General features: G+C 56.1%; 17 protein-coding genes. 10 read left to right on the plus strand and 7 right to left on the minus strand.

All coding sequences use genetic code 11. From position 1 onward, the window contains the following. Positions 1-5: 5 nt before the first annotated feature. Positions 6-1202 (minus strand): NAD(P)/FAD-dependent oxidoreductase, encoded by a 1197-nt coding sequence (locus ACDO57_RS20020; RefSeq protein WP_370884488.1) that lies wholly within the window; start codon positions 1200-1202, stop codon positions 6-8. A gap of 228 nt (positions 1203-1430) precedes the next feature. Here ACDO57_RS20020 and pitA point away from each other — a divergent pair, with 228 nt between their 5' ends. The 3 genes from pitA to ACDO57_RS20035 all read left to right on the plus strand — a co-directional run bounded on the left by pitA (position 1431) and on the right by ACDO57_RS20035 (position 3879). Next, on the plus strand, positions 1431-2930 hold the full coding sequence (pitA, locus tag ACDO57_RS20025; RefSeq protein ID WP_048991535.1) for an inorganic phosphate transporter PitA: 1500 nt from the start codon (positions 1431-1433) through the stop codon (positions 2928-2930). 174 nt (positions 2931-3104) lie between these two features. Next, positions 3105-3494 carry a polymorphic toxin type 44 domain-containing protein gene (locus ACDO57_RS20030; RefSeq protein ID WP_201268158.1) on the plus strand — a complete coding sequence of 130 codons (390 nt, stop codon included), beginning with the start codon at positions 3105-3107 and terminating at the stop codon, positions 3492-3494. After that, positions 3472-3879: a hypothetical protein gene (locus ACDO57_RS20035; protein ID WP_370884489.1), complete on the plus strand. Its 408-nt coding sequence runs from the start codon at positions 3472-3474 to the stop codon at positions 3877-3879. The genes ACDO57_RS20030 and ACDO57_RS20035 overlap by 23 nt, the downstream gene beginning before the upstream one ends. A 43-nt stretch (positions 3880-3922) precedes the next feature. On the opposite strand, the gene uspB is transcribed toward ACDO57_RS20035, so the two are convergent. Then, positions 3923-4258: a universal stress protein UspB gene (uspB, locus tag ACDO57_RS20040; protein ID WP_003861224.1), complete on the minus strand. Its 336-nt coding sequence runs from the start codon at positions 4256-4258 to the stop codon at positions 3923-3925. A gap of 283 nt (positions 4259-4541) precedes the next feature. On the opposite strand from uspB, the gene uspA reads away from it, so the two are divergent. After that, positions 4542-4979 (plus strand): universal stress protein UspA, encoded by a 438-nt coding sequence (gene uspA, locus ACDO57_RS20045; RefSeq protein WP_003861223.1) that lies wholly within the window; start codon positions 4542-4544, stop codon positions 4977-4979. 97 nt (positions 4980-5076) lie between these two features. On the opposite strand, the gene rsmJ is transcribed toward uspA, so the two are convergent. Together rsmJ and prlC are read right to left on the minus strand one after the other, a co-directional pair. Continuing rightward, the gene (gene rsmJ / locus ACDO57_RS20050) at positions 5077-5829 is read right to left on the minus strand and encodes a 16S rRNA (guanine(1516)-N(2))-methyltransferase RsmJ (RefSeq protein WP_024908847.1); all 753 of its coding nucleotides are present in this window, start codon (positions 5827-5829) and stop codon (positions 5077-5079) included. Between the two features lie 7 nt (positions 5830-5836). Then, positions 5837-7879, minus strand: a complete 2043-nt coding sequence (prlC, locus tag ACDO57_RS20055) for an oligopeptidase A (RefSeq protein ID WP_157189835.1) — start codon at positions 7877-7879, stop codon at positions 5837-5839. Between the two features lie 207 nt (positions 7880-8086). On the opposite strand from prlC, the gene ACDO57_RS20060 reads away from it, so the two are divergent. From ACDO57_RS20060 to ACDO57_RS20075, 4 genes are all read left to right on the plus strand, one after another. Beyond that, complete coding sequence (locus ACDO57_RS20060; protein ID WP_023333753.1) at positions 8087-8929, plus strand: 23S rRNA (adenine(2030)-N(6))-methyltransferase RlmJ; 843 nt, start codon at positions 8087-8089, stop codon at positions 8927-8929. Positions 8930-9000: 71 nt separating this feature from the next. Further along, positions 9001-10353, plus strand: coding sequence for a glutathione-disulfide reductase (gene gorA, locus ACDO57_RS20065; protein ID WP_024908845.1), 1353 nt, complete (start codon positions 9001-9003; stop codon positions 10351-10353). Positions 10354-10488: 135 nt separating this feature from the next. Beyond that, the gene (locus ACDO57_RS20070) at positions 10489-11670 is read left to right on the plus strand and encodes a glycoside hydrolase family 5 protein (RefSeq protein ID WP_370884490.1); all 1182 of its coding nucleotides are present in this window, start codon (positions 10489-10491) and stop codon (positions 11668-11670) included. 199 nt (positions 11671-11869) lie between these two features. Then, entirely contained in the window at positions 11870-13519 is a 1650-nt protein-coding gene (locus tag ACDO57_RS20075) for an alpha,alpha-trehalase (protein WP_048991530.1), read from the plus strand. Between the two features lie 66 nt (positions 13520-13585). On the opposite strand, the gene ACDO57_RS20080 is transcribed toward ACDO57_RS20075, so the two are convergent. Then, a complete protein-coding gene (locus tag ACDO57_RS20080; protein ID WP_061716337.1) occupies positions 13586-15175 on the minus strand; it encodes an STY4199 family HEPN domain-containing protein in 1590 nt (529 codons plus the stop codon). 149 nt (positions 15176-15324) lie between these two features. On the opposite strand from ACDO57_RS20080, the gene ACDO57_RS20085 reads away from it, so the two are divergent. Then, complete coding sequence (locus ACDO57_RS20085) at positions 15325-15864, plus strand: GNAT family N-acetyltransferase (RefSeq protein ID WP_370884491.1); 540 nt, start codon at positions 15325-15327, stop codon at positions 15862-15864. 71 nt (positions 15865-15935) lie between these two features. Further along, positions 15936-16274 carry a lysozyme gene (locus tag ACDO57_RS20090; RefSeq protein ID WP_370884492.1) on the plus strand — a complete coding sequence of 113 codons (339 nt, stop codon included), beginning with the start codon at positions 15936-15938 and terminating at the stop codon, positions 16272-16274. Here ACDO57_RS20090 and ACDO57_RS20095 read toward each other — a convergent pair. Continuing rightward, on the minus strand, positions 16253-16852 hold the full coding sequence (locus ACDO57_RS20095; protein ID WP_370884493.1) for a DNA-binding response regulator: 600 nt from the start codon (positions 16850-16852) through the stop codon (positions 16253-16255). The genes ACDO57_RS20090 and ACDO57_RS20095 overlap by 22 nt on opposite strands. A 156-nt stretch (positions 16853-17008) precedes the next feature. Continuing rightward, positions 17009-17767: an SDR family NAD(P)-dependent oxidoreductase gene (locus ACDO57_RS20100; protein WP_370884505.1), complete on the minus strand. Its 759-nt coding sequence runs from the start codon at positions 17765-17767 to the stop codon at positions 17009-17011. Positions 17768-17840 lie beyond the last annotated feature (73 nt).

Consider the following 17840-nt stretch of genomic DNA (forward strand, 5'->3'; position numbering starts at 1 on the left):
TTATGTCACTTGTCTTCTGCCAGCGCCTGAGCACACGCCCAGGCACTTGCCCATGCCCACTGGAAGTTGTACCCGCCGAGCCAGCCGGTCACATCCATCACTTCGCCAATAAAATAGAGCCCCGGCACATTGCGCGCTTCCATGGTGCGGGAAGAGAGCTCATTCGTGTCGACCCCGCCCAGCGTCACTTCCGCCGTACGGTAGCCTTCCGTGCCGTTTGGCTGCACGCGCCAGTTTGTCAGGGTCTCTACCAGCATCTCCTGCTCGCGGCTGTTAAGCTGCTTGAGCGACACATCCGGGATCTGCCCCAGCACCTGCAAACACTCCACCAGACGCTTCGGCAGCTGCATTGCCAGCGTGTTTTTCAGGCTTTGATTCGGGTGCACGGTACGCTGCTCGTTAAGGAACGCGTCGAGATCGCAGTCCGGGAGCAGGTTAACCGTGACGAATTCCCCCGGCTGCCAGTAGCTGGAGATTTGCAGTACCGCCGGGCCGGAGAGGCCGCGATGGGTAAAGAGCAGATTTTCACGGAACACCGTCCCGTCTTCGGCGGTAATGACGGAGGGAACAGACACGCCAGACAGCGTCTGAAGCTGTTCGAGAAGCGGTTTATGCAGCGTGAACGGCACCAGCCCGGCGCGCGTAGGCAAGACTTTCAGGCCAAACTGTTCGGCAATCTTATAGCCAAACGGGGAAGCGCCCAGACCCGGCATGGACAGGCCGCCGCTGGCGATCACCAGGCTATCTGCGCTGACGGTTTCACCGTTCAGCTGCAGCGTGTAGCCCTGGTCGTCGCGGGTGACTTCCAGCACCTCGGTACGCAGGCGCATGACGACGCCGCCCTTCTCGCACTCGGCCACAAGCATATCGACAATCTGCTGCGCGGAGTCGTCGCAGAACAACTGGCCCAGCGTCTTCTCATGCCATGCGATACCGTGCTTACCGACCAGGTCGATAAAATCCCACTGGGTATAACGCGCCAGCGCAGATTTACAAAAATGACGGTTTTGGCTCAAATAGGCCGCGGGTTCAACATACAGGTTAGTAAAGTTGCAGCGCCCGCCGCCGGACATCAGGATCTTACGGCCTGGCTTTTTACCGTTATCCAGCAGCAGCACGCGACGACCCGCCTGTCCGGCCATCGCCGCACAAAACATACCCGCCGCACCGGCGCCAATTACCACGGCATCAAACCTTTCCACGTCAAAACCCTCATTGTTAACTGCCGCGGATTGTAAAGTTTCCTCTGTGGTCACACCAGCGTAAAAAGATATTACAAAGCCATTCCATTGAAATTTAAAGAATATCCTTTCAGGCACTTTTCTCAAATCAGGTGGTATGTCAAAAAAAGTCTATATTTCACTTTGCCCGTTGCGCATTTGTCCTGGATAATGCGCCGCGTTCATGTCCTCAAAATGGCGTAACGTCCTATGCTACATTTGTTTGCCGGCCTGGATTTACATACCGGGCTTTTACTATTGCTTGCTCTGGTTTTTGTACTGTTTTACGAAGCGATCAACGGCTTCCACGACACTGCAAACGCAGTAGCGACGGTTATCTACACTCGCGCAATGCGATCGCAGCTTGCGGTTGTTATGGCGGCGGTATTTAACTTTTTTGGTGTCCTCCTGGGCGGACTGAGCGTTGCGTATGCCATTGTGCATATGCTGCCAACGGATCTGCTGCTTAACGTTAGTTCTGGCCATGGCCTCGCCATGGTGTTCTCAATGCTGCTTGCTGCAATTATCTGGAACCTCGGTACCTGGTATTTCGGCCTGCCTGCATCCAGTTCTCACACCCTCATCGGCGCGATTATCGGTATCGGGTTAACCAACGCCCTCATGACCGGTACATCGGTTGTTGATGCGTTAAATATCCCGAAAGTACTGGGGATCTTCGCCTCACTCATCGTCTCCCCTATCGTGGGTCTGGTGGTGGCAGGCGGGCTGATCTTCATCCTGCGTCGTTACTGGAGCAATACCAAAAAACGCTCCCGTATTCACCTGACGCCAGCAGAGCGTGAAAAGAAAGACGGCAAGAAAAAGCCGCCATTCTGGACGCGTATCGCCCTGATCATTTCCGCTATCGGCGTGGCTTTCTCACACGGCGCGAACGATGGTCAGAAAGGCATTGGTCTGGTGATGCTGGTACTGATCGGCGTTGCTCCGGCAGGCTTCGTGGTTAACATGAACGCCTCCGGCTACGAAATCACCCGTACTCGCGATGCGGTCAACAACGTCGAAATCTACTTCCAGCAGCATCCTGACCTGTTGAAGAAGGCGACCGGCGTTGACCAGTTAATCCCGTCACCGGAAGCCGGTGCCGCGACTGCGCCAGGCGAATTCCACTGCCATCCGGCAAACGCGATTAACGCGCTGGAACGTGCCAAAGGCATGCTGGGCAATATCGAAAGCTATGACAAACTGTCCGTTGAACAGCGTGGCCAGCTGCGTCGCATTATGCTGTGCATCTCTGATGTGACGGATAAAGTGGCGAAGCTGCCTGACGTGAATGCTGACGACCAGCGTCTCCTGAAGAAACTGAAAGGCGATATGCTCAACACCATCGAGTACGCGCCAATCTGGATCATCATGGCGGTCGCGCTGGCGCTCGGTATCGGCACGATGATTGGCTGGCGCCGTGTGGCGACCACCATCGGCGAGAAGATCGGTAAGAAAGGCATGACCTATGCGCAGGGTATGTCCGCGCAGATGACGGCGGCGGTATCTATCGGTCTGGCGAGCTACACCGGTATGCCGGTATCCACCACCCACGTACTCTCTTCGTCCGTGGCAGGTACCATGATTGTTGACGGTGGCGGTCTGCAGCGCAAAACCGTAACCAACATTCTGATGGCCTGGGTGTTCACCCTTCCGGCCTCTATCCTGCTGTCTGGCGGTTTGTACTGGATTTCGCTGAAGCTGATTTAATCGGTTGAAGGCGACAAAAAGCGGGTCAGGAAACTGACCCGCTTTTTTTATGGCTGCAATTTGCCATGAAGTGTTTGATAAAATGAGGATTTCCTGAACATTTTTTGTTCAATTTTAAAACACAGAAAAAACTATCATGGCGGCCAGAAGAAAAATCCAGGCAAAGGAGAATGTATGGCTTCTGTCCCTATTTCAGGACCGGGTTCAATCGTTATAGCGAACAATATGCGCGAGGCACGCCTTAACGGAATGTCACGCAATATGGCTACGCCCTCAACGTATTATTGGTTCTACCAAAAAGTCCGAAATGGTGGACCCTGGGATTACAAAAAATTCGACCCTTATTTTGCTGCATTTGGTAATTTCAACTTCGGAGCTGCCGGAACTGCAGCAGGCATTCCTGCAAACATCCTTCTTATGGGGGCAGGTTGGGCTCAAAGCCGTGCTGGCACGTCAAAACCTGAATGGGGAAAATGGTACGAAAAGCCGCCTTACGGGGACGATCCAACGGACCAACGCAATATCAGAGAAGGAATAGAGTATGCCATTCAAAACGGCTACTAAATGGATTCATCGCCTTGTTACGGTTTCGCTTCTGGCTCTGGTCATTGGATTTGTGTGGCTAAACCACCAGCCCAATCAGCGAAATAACGATGCACTTCAACACGTTTATAAATTATCTGACAGCGTCTGGCTCTATATGACCGTGAACAATCAGGGTGGCGCCACCGTACCCACAATCTACCGTTACTATCTCTCGGAAAAGATAACAGGGAAAGACACCGACATTATCCATCAGTTGGCAATGAAGCATCCTGTCATTGAAGGTACGGGTACAATTACTGCGGCCAGCATTGATACAAACGGAGACGTTAATATCGCCTATAGCGGGAAGGTTATTTCGATTGAGAGCGATATCTCCGATCTTCGGTTCACGGTTAAGCCCTGAGCCAGAGGAAAGAAGGCGGGGCTGACCCCGCCTGCTGTGATGCTCAGTGCCAAATCATCAATGCAATCATGCTGACGACGACCAGCCCGCACAGGGCGCTGGTTAAAATGAACTGACGACGCAGGCGCTCGCAGCGACGGATAAACTCTTCATCGTGATGATCGCGGTAGCGCTGATAGTAGATATATCCCACCAGACGCATCTGTTTGCTGGGCTGTCCATGCGAGGTGAAGAACCCTCCACCGTCCACATACTGATAAAGCAACGGATCGCAACCACGAAGTACCACTAACAGCGCACGTAACGATGAGAAGTAGCGCGCCATATTCACTATGCAAACTACGCATAACGCCCAAAACAATGCGACGGTGCTAATCATACATCCTCCCCGGCGTCCGCCCACGAAGCAAGGCTTCTGAGCTACCGCACCCCAATGCCCTGACAGACAGTTCAGTGAAAGAATGACCAAAAGTCGATCCGGTTCGCGTTTTAATATCCGAACGGCTCATTTAATAGTGTAGGAGATCCGTTAATTTTTTTGCCACAAGGTTAATCGTTATCAACACCAAAGCTTGAAAAATATGTTTAACTGGGCCGTAATGAAAGCATCAGACGACGGCTTTCCCATTTAGTCATCGATAACTTAAGGAAGGAGTAACACTATGGCTTACAAACACATTCTCATCGCGGTAGACCTCTCCCCGGAGAGCAAAGTGCTGGTTGATAAAGCGGTATCCATGGCACGTCCCTACAACGCGAAAGTTTCGCTGATTCACGTTGATGTGAATTACTCCGACCTCTACACCGGTCTGATCGACGTCAATCTGGGCGATATGCAAAAGCGTATCTCCGAAGAGACGCACCACGCCCTGAGCGAACTGTCCACTAACGCAGGCTACCCGATTACCGAAACCCTGAGCGGCAGCGGCGACCTGGGCCAGGTACTGGTTGATGCGATCAAGAAATATGACATGGACCTGGTGGTGTGCGGTCACCATCAGGACTTCTGGAGCAAGCTGATGTCTTCCGCGCGCCAGCTGATTAACACCGTTCACGTGGATATGCTGATTGTTCCACTGCGTGACGAAGAAGACGAGTAAGTGCGTTAAATTCCCCTCACCCTAACCCTCTCCCACAGGGAGAGGGGATAGATCGAGGACGTAGGCCGGGTAAGGCGAAGCCGCCACCCGGCTTTTTTTATTCCGGCGTACCTGAGTAGATATCAAACCGGTGCCCTTTGGTGGTCACCGCGTTGGTCGTGGCAACGTCCGCCAGCGGCGGCGCATAGTCAGGGCGCTTCACCACCACCCGCTTCGTCGCCAGCTGACGAGCCGGCTCCAGCAGACCATCCGCATCCAAATCAGGCCCCACCAGAGACTGAAACACCCGCATCTCTTTCTTCACCAGCGCGCTTTTCTGCTTGTGCGGGAACATCGGGTCGAGATAGACCACCTGCGGGCGCGGGGTGATATCGGTCAGTGCCGTCAGGCTCGAGGCATGAATCAGCTGCAAACGCTCCTGCAACCACGGACCGATTTCCGGGTCCGCGTAGCCACGGCTCAGACCGTCGTCGAGCAGGGCCGCCACCACCGGGTTACGTTCCAGCATCCGCACCCGACAGCCGACAGACGCCAGCACAAAGGCATCACGCCCCAGCCCCGCCGTGGCATCGACCACGTCCGGGAGGTAGCTTCCTTTAATCCCAACCGCTTTAGCCACCGCTTCGCCGCGACCGCCGCCGAACTTGCGCCGGTGAGCCATCGCCCCGCCGACAAAATCGACAAAAATCCCGCCGAGCTTCGGTTCGTCGCGCTTGCGTAATTCAAGATGTGCTGTGGTCATCACCAGCGCCATCGGGTTTTCATCATCGTGCTCCAGCCCCCAGCGGGCGGCCAGAACAGATAAGGCGCCGTCTCCGGCGCCTGTTTCATCCACTAAGCAGATCTTCACGTAACAATCAGCCTTTGATCCCGTAATGCTCAAGCATCGCATCCAGCTGCGGCTCGCGGCCGCGGAAGCGTTTGAACAGCACCATTGGCTCTTCGGAACCGCCGCGGGTCAGGATGTTGTCGAGGAACGACTGGCCGGTTTCGCGGTTGAAGATCCCCTCTTCTTCGAAGCGAGAGAAGGCATCCGCCGCCAGCACGTCGGCCCACAGGTAGCTGTAGTAACCCGCCGCGTAGCCGCCTGCAAAGATATGGCTGAACGCATGCGGGAAGCGGCCCCAGGTTGGCCCTGGGATCACGGCGACCTGCTTTTTAATCTCGGCCAGGGTTTCAAGGATTTTCGCGCCCTGCTCCGGACTGAACTCGGCGTGCAGGCGGAAGTCGAACAGGCCGAACTCCAGCTGACGCAGGATGAACATCGCCGCCTGGTAGTTCTTCGCCGCCAGCATTTTATCCAGCAGCTCCTTCGGCAGCGGTTCGCCGGTCTCATAGTGGCCGGAGATAAACGCCAGCGCGTCCGGCTCCCAGCACCAGTTTTCCATAAACTGGCTTGGCAGCTCGACTGCATCCCACGGCACCCCGCTGATCCCGGCCACGCCTGCGGTTTCGATGCGGGTCAGCATATGGTGCAGACCGTGACCGAACTCGTGGAACAGGGTGATCACTTCGTCGTGGGTGAACAGCGCTGGCTTGCCGTTTACCGGGCGGTTGAAGTTACAGGTCAGGTAGGCGACCGGCTTCTGCAGAGAACCGTCTGCTTTACGCATCTGGCCCACGCAGTCGTCCATCCACGCCCCGCCGCGCTTGTTCTCACGCGCGTAGAGATCGAGGTAGAAGCTGCCGCGCAGTTCGTTTTTCTCGTCATACAGCTCGAAGAAGCGCACGTCCGGATGCCAGACGTCGATATCGGTACGCTCTTTGGCGGTGATGCCATAGATGCGTTTTACCACTTCGAACAGGCCGTTAACGGCTTTGTTTTCCGGGAAGTACGGGCGCAGCTGCTCGTCGCTGATGCTGTAGAGATGCTGCTTCTGTTTTTCGCTGTAGTAAGCGATGTCCCACGGCTGCAGCTCGTCCACGCCGAACTCCGCTTTCGCGAAGGCGCGCAGCTGGGCCAGCTCTTTTTCACCCTGCGGACGGGCGCGTTTCGCCAGATCGGTCAGGAAGTCGAGCACCTGCTGCGGATTTTCCGCCATTTTGGTGGCGAGGGATTTATCGGCATAGTTTTCAAAGCCCAGCAGCTGGGCCAGCTCGTGGCGCAGGGCGAGGATTTCCGCCATCACCGGGCTGTTGTCCCACTTACCGGCATTCGGCCCCTGATCGGAGGCGCGGGTGCTGTAGGCGCGGTACATCTCTTCGCGAAGCGCCTGGTTGTCGCAGTAGGTCATCACCGGCAGATAGCTCGGGATATCCAGCGTCAACAGGAAGCCATCCTGCTCTTTCGCCTCGGCCTGCGCTTTTGCCGCCGCCAGGGCGCTTTCCGGCATACCGGTCAGTTCCGCTTCGTCGGTAATCAGCTTCGTCCAGCCCATGGTGGCGTCGAGCACGTTGTTGCTGTACTGGTTGCCCAGCTCGGACAGGCGCGCGGCGATCTCACCGTAGCGGGTCTGCTTCTCTTTTGGCAGGCCAATCCCGGACAGCTCAAAATCACGCAGGGCGTTATCGACCGATTTTTTCTGCGCCGTGTTCAGCTCGGCATAATGGTCGCCGTCGCGCAGGTCGCGGTAGGCTTTGTAGAGCCCTTCGTGCTGGCCGACCCACGTGCTGTACTCAGAGAGCAGCGGCAGGGTCTGTTCGTAGGCTTCGCGCAGTTCCGGGCTGTTTTTTACCGAGTTCAGGTGGCTCACCGGGGAGAAGATACGCCCCAGCACGTCGTCCACTTCGGCCAGCGGCTGACACAGATTTTCCCAGGTGTACGGCGCGCCCTGCGCTACCACGCTTTCTACCGCCGCGCGGCAGTTGTCCAGCGATTGCGTAACGGCTGGAACCACATGCTCAGGGAGGATTTTAGAAAACGGCGGCAACGAAAAAGGCGTCAGTAATGGATTGGTCATAAACGCTGTCCTGTTGAAATAGGTGAATGAAGCGCGCATCCGGCGCTGTGCATATGCGATCTAGAATGGGGTTAAGTGTAGAGGATTTCAATGCCAGACGTGGCGGAAAAGAGCCCGGTGGCGCTGAGCTTACCGGGCCTACGGGTAATCTGCGCCGTTCTGCTGTAAACTGTGGCAAATCGTCAATTCAGCGGAATATCATTACCCATGCTCAGTTATCGCCACAGCTTCCACGCTGGCAACCACGCCGACGTCCTTAAACACACCGTTCAGAGCCTGATCATCGAATCGCTCAAAGAGAAAGAGAAGCCGTTTCTCTATCTGGACACCCACGCGGGCGCGGGCCGTTATCAGTTGAGCGGCGAGCATGCCGAGCGTACCGGTGAATATCTGGAAGGGATCGCCCGCATCTGGCAGCAGGACGATCTGCCTGCCGAGCTGGAGCCGTACATCGGCGTGGTGAATCACTTCAACCGCAACGGCCAGTTGCGCTACTACCCGGGCTCGCCGCTGATTGCCCGCCAGCTGCTGCGCGAGCAGGATAGCCTCCAGCTGACCGAGCTGCATCCGAGCGACTTCCCGCTGCTGCGTTCTGAATTCCAGAAAGACAGCCGCGCCCGCGTGGAAAAATCCGACGGCTACCAGCAGCTGAAGGCCAAGCTGCCGCCGGTTTCCCGTCGCGGCCTGGTGCTTATCGACCCGCCGTACGAAATCAAAACCGACTATCAGGCGGTGGTGACAGGCATCCATGAAGGCTACAAACGCTTCGCTACCGGGACATACGCCCTGTGGTACCCGGTGGTGCTGCGCGCGCAAATCAAACGCATGATCAAGGATCTGGAAGCGACCGGCATCCGCAAAATCCTGCAGATTGAGCTGGCGGTACGTCCGGACAGCGACCAGCGCGGCATGACCGCCTCGGGCATGATCGTCATTAACCCGCCGTGGAAGCTCGAAGCGCAGATGAACAACGTGCTGCCGTGGCTGCATAAAACGCTGGTGCCAGCGGGTACAGGCCACGCCACCGTCAGTTGGATCGTGCCGGAGTAATCGCAGCCATCGGTGGAAACTATTGATTTCAGGTATACAATCGCGGCAATTCACGATTAAGGACAAAAGCTATGACTAAGCATTATGACTACATCGCAATCGGCGGCGGCAGCGGCGGCATCGCCTCCATCAACCGTGCGGCCATGTACGGCCAGAAGTGCGCGCTGATTGAAGCCAAAGCGCTGGGCGGCACCTGCGTGAACGTGGGTTGTGTACCGAAGAAAGTGATGTGGCATGCGGCGCAAATCCGTGAAGCTATCCATATGTATGGCCCGGACTACGGCTTTGACACCACCATTAATAACTTTGACTGGGACAAGCTGATTGCCAGCCGTACCGCCTACATCGACCGTATTCACACCTCGTACGACAACGTGCTGGGCAAAAATAACGTCGACGTTATCCACGGCTTCGCCCGCTTTGTGGACGCGAAAACGATCGAAGTGAACGGTGAGACGATCACCGCCGATCACATCCTGATCGCCACCGGCGGCCGTCCTAGCCACCCGAACATTCCGGGCGTGGAATACGGCATCGACTCCGACGGTTTCTTCGAACTGCCTGCGCTGCCTAAGCGCGTTGCCGTGGTGGGCGCGGGATACATCGCGGTGGAACTGGCCGGGGTGATTAACGGCCTGGGCGCAGAGGCGCACCTGTTCGTGCGTAAACACGCGCCGCTGCGCAGCTTCGATCCGCTGATCGTTGATACGCTGGTTGAAGTGATGAACACCGAAGGTCCAACCCTGCATACCAACGCCGTGCCAAAAGCGGTCGTGAAAAATGCAGACGGCAGCCTGACCCTGGAGCTGGAAGATGGCCGCAGCCAGACCGTCGATTGCCTGATCTGGGCGATTGGCCGTGAACCGGCTAACGATAACTTCAACCTGGGCGTGACCGGCGTGAAAACCGACGAAAAAGGCTATATCGTCGTCGATAAATTCCAGAACACCAGCGTACCGGGCATTTATGCGGTCGGCGATAATACCGGTGCAGTTGAGCTGACCCCGGTGGCCGTTGCGGCGGGTCGTCGTCTTTCCGAGCGCCTGTTTAACAACAAGCCGGACGAGCATCTGGACTACAGCAACATCCCGACCGTGGTCTTTAGTCACCCGCCAATCGGCACCGTCGGCTTAACCGAGCCGCAGGCGCGCGAGCAGTATGGCGACGACCAGGTGAAAGTGTATAAATCGGCGTTTACCGCGATGTATACCGCCGTCACCTCTCACCGTCAGCCGTGCCGCATGAAGCTGGTCTGCGTCGGTCCGGACGAGAAGATTGTCGGTATCCACGGCATCGGCTTCGGCATGGATGAGATCCTGCAGGGCTTCGCCGTGGCGCTGAAGATGGGCGCAACGAAGAAAGACTTTGATAATACCGTGGCAATCCACCCAACGGCGGCGGAAGAATTTGTGACCATGCGTTAAGGGCTTTTCGCAGGAAAGCACGCTATAAAAACTGGCCTTCGCGGGCCAGTTTTTTTATATGGCTCGATAATTTAAAGATAAAGCTTCATCATCCCAGCGAATATAAAATCATCATCACGCTAAAAAGGAATTGAGATGAAAGCGCTTATTGGGTTGACCCTACTTCTTTTTTGCTTTGCCGCCGCCTCCTCTGACAAAATCACCTTCTGGGATACCCCTCAGCACGGTGGAAACAGCTTTAACCGCCTGCCGCCCACGCAGGAATACTATGACGCGCTGCGAGGCTATGGCGCGACGTGGGTTCGCCTCTCTTACGACAAATGGAAACCTGCCGGGAGAGATTTTCTTCTCGGCAACGCCGACGGCTATCGTGGGCTCGAGGCCACAGACCTCGCGACGCTCAAAGCCTCCATCAGGAAAGCACACGCGGCCGGGCTACAGGTCGTCATTGCCCCACTCTCTTTGCCCGGCATGCGCTGGGCGCAAAATAACAATAACCAGTTTGATGACCGCATCTGGCAGGATAAAAAATACTGGCAGGAAGCCGCTCAGTTCTGGCGTGATTTGGCCCAGGCCCTGAAGGACGAACCGGGCATTGCGGCCTGGAACCTGGTCAATGAACCCGCGCCTGAAAAAAGAGGCAACATTAGCGAGCAGGCGTCGCCAGAGGCGTTAAAAACCTGGTATCAGCAGCAGCAAAGTACGGCGCGTAACCTTCCCGCTCTCTACAATCAGATTATTGCCGCTATCCGCGAGGTCGATGCCACCACACCGATTATGGTCGATGGAGGCTGGTACGCCTCCGCGCGTGGTTTTTCTGGCTGGCCGTCCGCGCTTGAGGATAAGCGGGTGCTCTACAGCTTCCATATGTACGAGCCCTATGATTTCACCAGCGCGCCAAATGCACGCCGCAAGGTGCCGTTCGACTATCCCGGCATGGTCACGTTCGGGGGTAAAAAGGTGAAATGGGGCGCTACGGCCATAGAGAAATGGATGAACGCGCCCTTTGACTGGGCGAAACAGCACGGTATTCCGGCCAACCGGGTTGTCGCGGGAGAGTTTGGCTGCGTTCGCACGCTGCAGGGCTGCAGGCAGTGGCTTAATGATGTCCTGACCGTCCTCGACAAACATCATGCACACTGGGCATTTTATGCGTTTCGTGAAGATGCCTGGGACGCCATGGACTATGAGCTGGGGAAAAAACCGGTGCCGTGGGCCTACTGGAAAGCCATTGAGGATAACGCACCTGATACGATCAAGCGCCATTCTACCGAGGAATTTGAACCGATTGCTAAGCGGCTAAAACAAGGCCTTTGATCCGGGATACTCGCCTCTTGTTCAGTAGCCTCTTTTGAAGAGGCTACTGTTAACAGACATAAATCGTTGCAAAACGAATGCTCCGAAAATAGTGATCTACCGCACATATTCCTCCCCCTCTACCGAAGCGAATGTCTACGCTTATAAGACGCCCGGATAAACCTGTCTTTTGAACACACAACCGGAGGTCCCTATCACCATGTTCAACCAGAAACTACAGGCTACCGAGAACATCGAATTCGAGATTGCAGAAGAGCTGCGCTACGAGACCGATCCCTGCGAGTTGAAACTGGATGAAATGATTGAGGCGGAGCCGGAACCCGAAATGATCGAGGGGCTACCCGCCTCCGATGCGTTGACGCCCGCAGACCGCTATCTTGAACTGTTCGAGCATGTGCAGTCGACGCGGCTGTTTGCGGACAGTAAAACCTTCCCCGACTGCGCGCCGAAGATGGATCCGCTGGATATCCTGATCCGCTACCGCAAGGTCAGACGCCACCGGGACTTCGACCTGCGCCAGTTTGTGGAGAACCACTTCTGGATGCCGGAAACGTTCGGCACAGAATATGTCTCCGACCCGGGTCTCTCCCTGAAGGAGCACATTGATAACCTGTGGCCGGTGCTGACGCGCGAGCCGCAGGATCATATTCCCTGGTCTTCACTGCTGGCGCTGCCGCAGGCCTATATCGTCCCCGGCGGGCGATTCAGCGAGACCTACTACTGGGATTCCTATTTCTCCATGCTGGGGCTGGCGGAGAGCGGTCGTAACGACCTGCTGAAGTGCATGGCGGACAACTTCGCCTGGCTGATTGAACGCTACGGGCATATCCCCAACGGCAACCGTACCTATTATCTCAGCCGCTCCCAGCCGCCGGTCTTTGCGCTGATGGTAGAGCTGTTTGAGGAGGACGGCGTGCGCGGTGCAAAACGCTATCTGGATCACCTCAAAATGGAGTACGCCTTCTGGATGGACGGCGCGGAGTCGCTGCTGCTTAACCAGGCCTACCGCAGCGCCGTGCGCATGCCGGACGGTTCATTGCTCAACCGCTACTGGGATGACCGTGATACCCCGCGCGACGAATCGTGGATTGAGGACGTGGAAACCGCGCGCCACTCAGGGCGACCGCCAAACGAGGTCTATCGCGACCTGCGGGCGGGGGCGGCTTCCGGCTGGGATTATTCGTCCCGCTGGCTGCGCGATCCGTCGCGGCTCGCCAGCATCCGCACGACGCAGTTTATCCCCATCGACCTGAACGCCTTCCTGTTCAAGCTGGAAAGCGCGATTGCCAACATCTCGGCGTCGAAAGGGGACAAAGAGACGGCCGACCTGTTCCGCCAGAAAGCCAGCGATCGCCGCGCGGCGGTGAACCGCTATCTGTGGGACGAGGAGAGCGGCTGTTACCGCGATTATGACTGGCGACGCGAAGAGCTGGCGCTGTTTTCTGCCGCCAGCATCGTGCCGCTGTATGTCGGCATGGCAACCCACGAGCAGGCCGAGCGCCTGTCGGATGCGGTCAAGGCACGACTGCTCACGCCGGGCGGGATTCTGGCGACCGAGTACGAAACCGGCGAGCAGTGGGATAAACCCAACGGCTGGGCGCCGCTGCAGTGGATGGCGATTCAGGGGTTCAAGCAGTACGGCAACGACTCGCTGGGAGATGAAATCGCCTGGAGCTGGCTGCATACGGTGAACCATTTTTATCAGACGCACCATAAGCTGATTGAGAAGTACCACATCGCCAGCAGCACGCCGCGCGAAGGGGGCGGTGGTGAGTATCCGCTGCAGGATGGTTTCGGCTGGACGAACGGCGTGGTACGGCGGCTGATTGGGTTGTATGGGGAGCCTTGAGCAGGGTGCGGGGTGCGGTCTGGTGCCCTCACCCCGGCCCTCTCCCACAGGGAGAGGGAGAACAACTTAGCGGATCACCTCATAAATGGCGCTCTGAATAGACTGCCATTTTTTGGTGGTGGCATCCGGCTGTGACTGCGCACGGCGTGTGGCCATGTCGAGATCGTGCTGCTGGCGTTTTACCACCGCAGGCACGGTGCAGAAAGCTTTGAGGTACTCTTTACGTACCGAGGTCAGAGACTCGCCGTTCGACATTGCGTGGCTGAGCGTGTTGATGAAGCGCCGACACGGCTTCTCCTCCACCATGTTTTGCCGGTAGCGTAACATCAGCTCCAGCACGTCGTCATAGCCTGCCGACATCGCCTCTTCGGTCCAGGACAGCTTCCAGTCCATACCGCCCTGCAAAAAGAGCTGGGTCACGCGGGTGTCGTTGCGGTTAATGGCCGAGCGGAAATTATTCTCATCCCAGGTCACCCCCATGCGCGTAAGCGTTTCGCGTGAGGAAGGCGTCTCGCGCATTTCCTGTGGTGGCGCCGCTTCAGCCGCGCTGGCGGTCGCAGGCTGCGGTTTGCTGCTGGTCACCAGCCAGAATCCCCCCGCCACGATGGCAATCACCATGACGCCAACTGCCCCCCATAGCGCACCGGAAATAAGCTGTTCGCGCTGTTCGGGGGTGCGCGGCGCGCGCTGGGTCGGCTTTTCAATGGTGTCGCGGACTTCAAACAGATCCCCACCGGTGACCCGATCCATTTTCTGCGCCTTTTCCCAGAAGGTATGCAGTTCGCTGGCATCTACCGCCATGAATCCCGCCGGATTGACGCGCGTTCTCCCCTCTTCAAACGCGCGTTGAACGGGCCGCGCGATCTGCGCGTAGTAGTTATCCAGCAGCTGAATTTGCGCCGAGCTCAACGTTTTCTGAACGGTGATGCTGTTGCGAATTTGCCGGATGTCGTCGAGGAAGGTTTGCAGCGTTTTACGCGGTTCAACCAGCAGCGTCAGCATGGACGGATCGCTGAACAGCGAAGCGTAATAGCGGCTGAACTCTTTTTTATCCACCAGCATTTGCGCCAGCTCGCTGAACATCATGCCGCTCAGGACATCGTTGATCTCGCCAAGCTTCAGCCAGCGCCGAACGCGATCGGCGTTAAACAAGGTCTTCAGATGATTGTTCAGCCGTACCTGATCGGGCCAGGCCTGCTGGATGAGCCCTTTAATCATCAGCTCAATCGCCCGCACCTGCTTGTGCGCCTGCTGCTGCTGAAGTTCGCTTCCCGGTGCCAGGTCCGTGCTGTAGGTCAGCAGCGGCTGCTGCAGGCGCAGGTGTTCCAGCGCGGTGACAAACCGCATCGCCGCAATAAGCTGGTTTTCACTCACATCCTGTCCGCTTTCATACTGCGGAACGCGCTGCTGCAGCAGGCGCAGCTGGAGCGTAAATTCCGACATCTCGGCGTCATTCAGGTTGAGTTTTTTCGCAACGGCTCCCCAGCCGCCCAGCGCTAATCGCGCGCTGTCGAGCTGTTCCAGAAACCAGCGTGGATCTTTACCCTCAGAAGCATGTACATTCAGAAGTAGCAAAATTTCCACCGACGCATGGCGAATGACCGCCAGACAGTGTTCGAACTGTTCGCGAATATGATGTGATGTGCTGAGACTCATTGTTTTCCTTAAGCGACAACGAAGACATCCGGAATGGGCACGAGACGGTCTTTTTTTCTTTTTATTTATACGCGATTAACCATACCTGACTTTCTGTTGAAATAAAGTGACAACCCTAAAATCATTTAAAATGTTTCAGGAGAATCTGAATGCCGGTTTTAATTACCCCTCGCCTTACCTGTTCACCTCTGCTGGAACAAGACTGGCCCTTTTTTCTGGCATTACAGCAGCATCCCGACGTCATGCGCTTTGTGGCGGAAAACCGCCCCGTTGCGGCGATCCGCGAGGCGTTTGATTCACGCCTGACGCCCTGGTCACCGGGCAGCGCGCACTGGCTTTGTCTCGTCGTACGTGACACCGCCTCCCGGGCCCCGCTGGGCGTTACCGGGTATATTCATCGGGAAGAGGACTGTGCCGAAGTGGGCTTCCTTTTCGCACCCGAGGCGCAGGGGAAAGGCTACGGCTTTGAATCCCTGAAAGCGCTTTGTGATTATGCTTTTCATCAGGGCGGTATACGTCGACTCACCGCCACCGTCACCGTGGGAAATGTCGCTTCAAGGCGCCTGCTGGAAAAAGCCCGCTTTCGCCTGGAAGGCGAATTACGCGAGAGCTATTACCTTGCGGGGCGCTGGCAAAATGACTGGTTATTTGGTTTATTGCAGCAGGAATACCTGAATAATAATGCCTGATCAACAGCCATTTGGCGGATATTTCTCGGACGTCGTTTCCTCTACAGTATCGTTCTTAAGAGGAAATGAATATGAAAGGTCATGCGCTGAAAATATCTTCTGCCGCCATTGCGTTAATAAAAAAACATCAGGGTCTTTCTCTGGAGAAATATCGTGACGAAAACGGATTATGGGTTATTGGCTATGGCCACGTTATCCGCGATCGGGCACATTTTCACGGTCCCATCACGCCTGCCGAGGCAGAAGATTTGCTGCATGACGATATTCAGCTGCGTGAGGCGCTGCTGCGGGAAAGTGTGACATATCCATTAACCCAACAGCAGCATGATGCGCTGGTCATGATGATATTCAGCTTCGGAGAGATGCCCTCGCTCCCAAACGCGATTTTTCAGGCCTTCGCACGGGTATAGTACATGGCAGCCTGCGTTCTGTTTTTCACGTCCAGCCGCCGGAAAAGCGCCTCGAGATGCGCTTTTACCGTGGCCGCACTGATGTTGAGATTGCGGCCAATCTCTTTATTTGACTCCCCCGCCGCCAGCAATTCCAACACGTCGCGCTGACGCTCGCTCAGGGATGATAACGCCTGAGACGACGGCTGCCTGACCCACTCCCCGGGAAAACAGACCATCCCTCTGGACACCGAATCCAGCACGGCGGAAAACCGCTCGGGACTGGCATTTCGGGGAATAATGGCCATGATGTTTCGCTGCCGCAATTGCTCAACCCATCTGGCCTCATTTTTCGCCAAAACCAGAATCACGCGTATCGCCGGAAAGCGTTGCAGCATCTCTTCCAGCAAAGCGCTCCCCTCGTCCTGCATTAAATTCCCGTCAATCATGACGATAGCTGACGGTGAAGCGGAAATCTGGGTCCATAAATCGTCTGCCTGACAGGTCCCTGTCATATCTATTTCCGGAATGAGCGTCTGAAGACTGTGTATCGCTCCGTGAATAAAGAGTGACTGCCTGTCAAACATGATTACTCGCATCGTTTTTTATCCCTCTGAGAATAGCGAAGGGGGATTCTACAGAGGGGTTATTTAAGAAAAAACTCAACGAATGGAGACGTTACAAATCCCCCCGAGTTCTTTATATCTGTCCGTATTTAGACACACTGACCTTAAGGATTTCCTTAAGCGCGTACATCACAGGAACATGCCGCCTGAGACTTCAATACGTTGCGCATTCATCCAGCCCAGTTTGTCGCTGAGCAGTGCCGCAATGGCATCGCCAATATCGTCCGGCAGCCCCACCCGTCCCAGCGCCGTTTGCGAGGCCAGCAGCTGATTCAGCTCCGCGTTGTCGCGCACGCGTCCGCCGCCAAAGTCAGTTTCAATCGCGCCCGGCGCGATGATATTGACGGCGATCCCGCGCGCGCCCAGCTCTTTCGCCTGATAACGCGTCAGCACTTCCATCGCCCCCTTCATGGCCGCGTAGGTCCCTGAGCCCGGCTGGGTAAAGCGGGCCAGCCCGCTGGAGACGTTGAGGATCCGTCCCCCGTCGTTCAGCAACGGCAGCAGGCGCTGGGTCAGGAAGAAAGGTCCTTTGAAATGAACGTTCAGCGCCTCATCAAACTGGGCTTCCGTCGTGTCGGTATAGGGCGCATATAAACCCGTTCCGGCATTGTTCAATAAATAGTCAAAAGTTTCACACTGCCAGACACGCCTAAGGGTTTCCTGAAGCTGCTGGGCAAAATGATCAAAACCCGTGATATCCCCGACGTTGAGCTGTAATGCCGCTGCGTTAACGCCTTTTTCCTGAATTTCATGCACAACATCCAGCGCTTCCTGCTGGCTACGGTTGTATGTCAGGACGATTCCCGTGCCGTCTGCCGCCAGCTTTAACGCAGCGTTTTTACCCAGACCACGGCTACCACCCGTCACTAATGCGATACGTTCACTCATCATAAACCTCGTTTTGGCTGTTAAGGAGATTGAGAAAGAGCTTATTAGGTGATAGAAAATCAATAAAGATGGG

The organism is Enterobacter cloacae complex sp. 2015409, assembly GCF_041365315.1.
GTDB lineage: Bacteria > Pseudomonadota > Gammaproteobacteria > Enterobacterales > Enterobacteriaceae > Enterobacter > Enterobacter pseudoroggenkampii.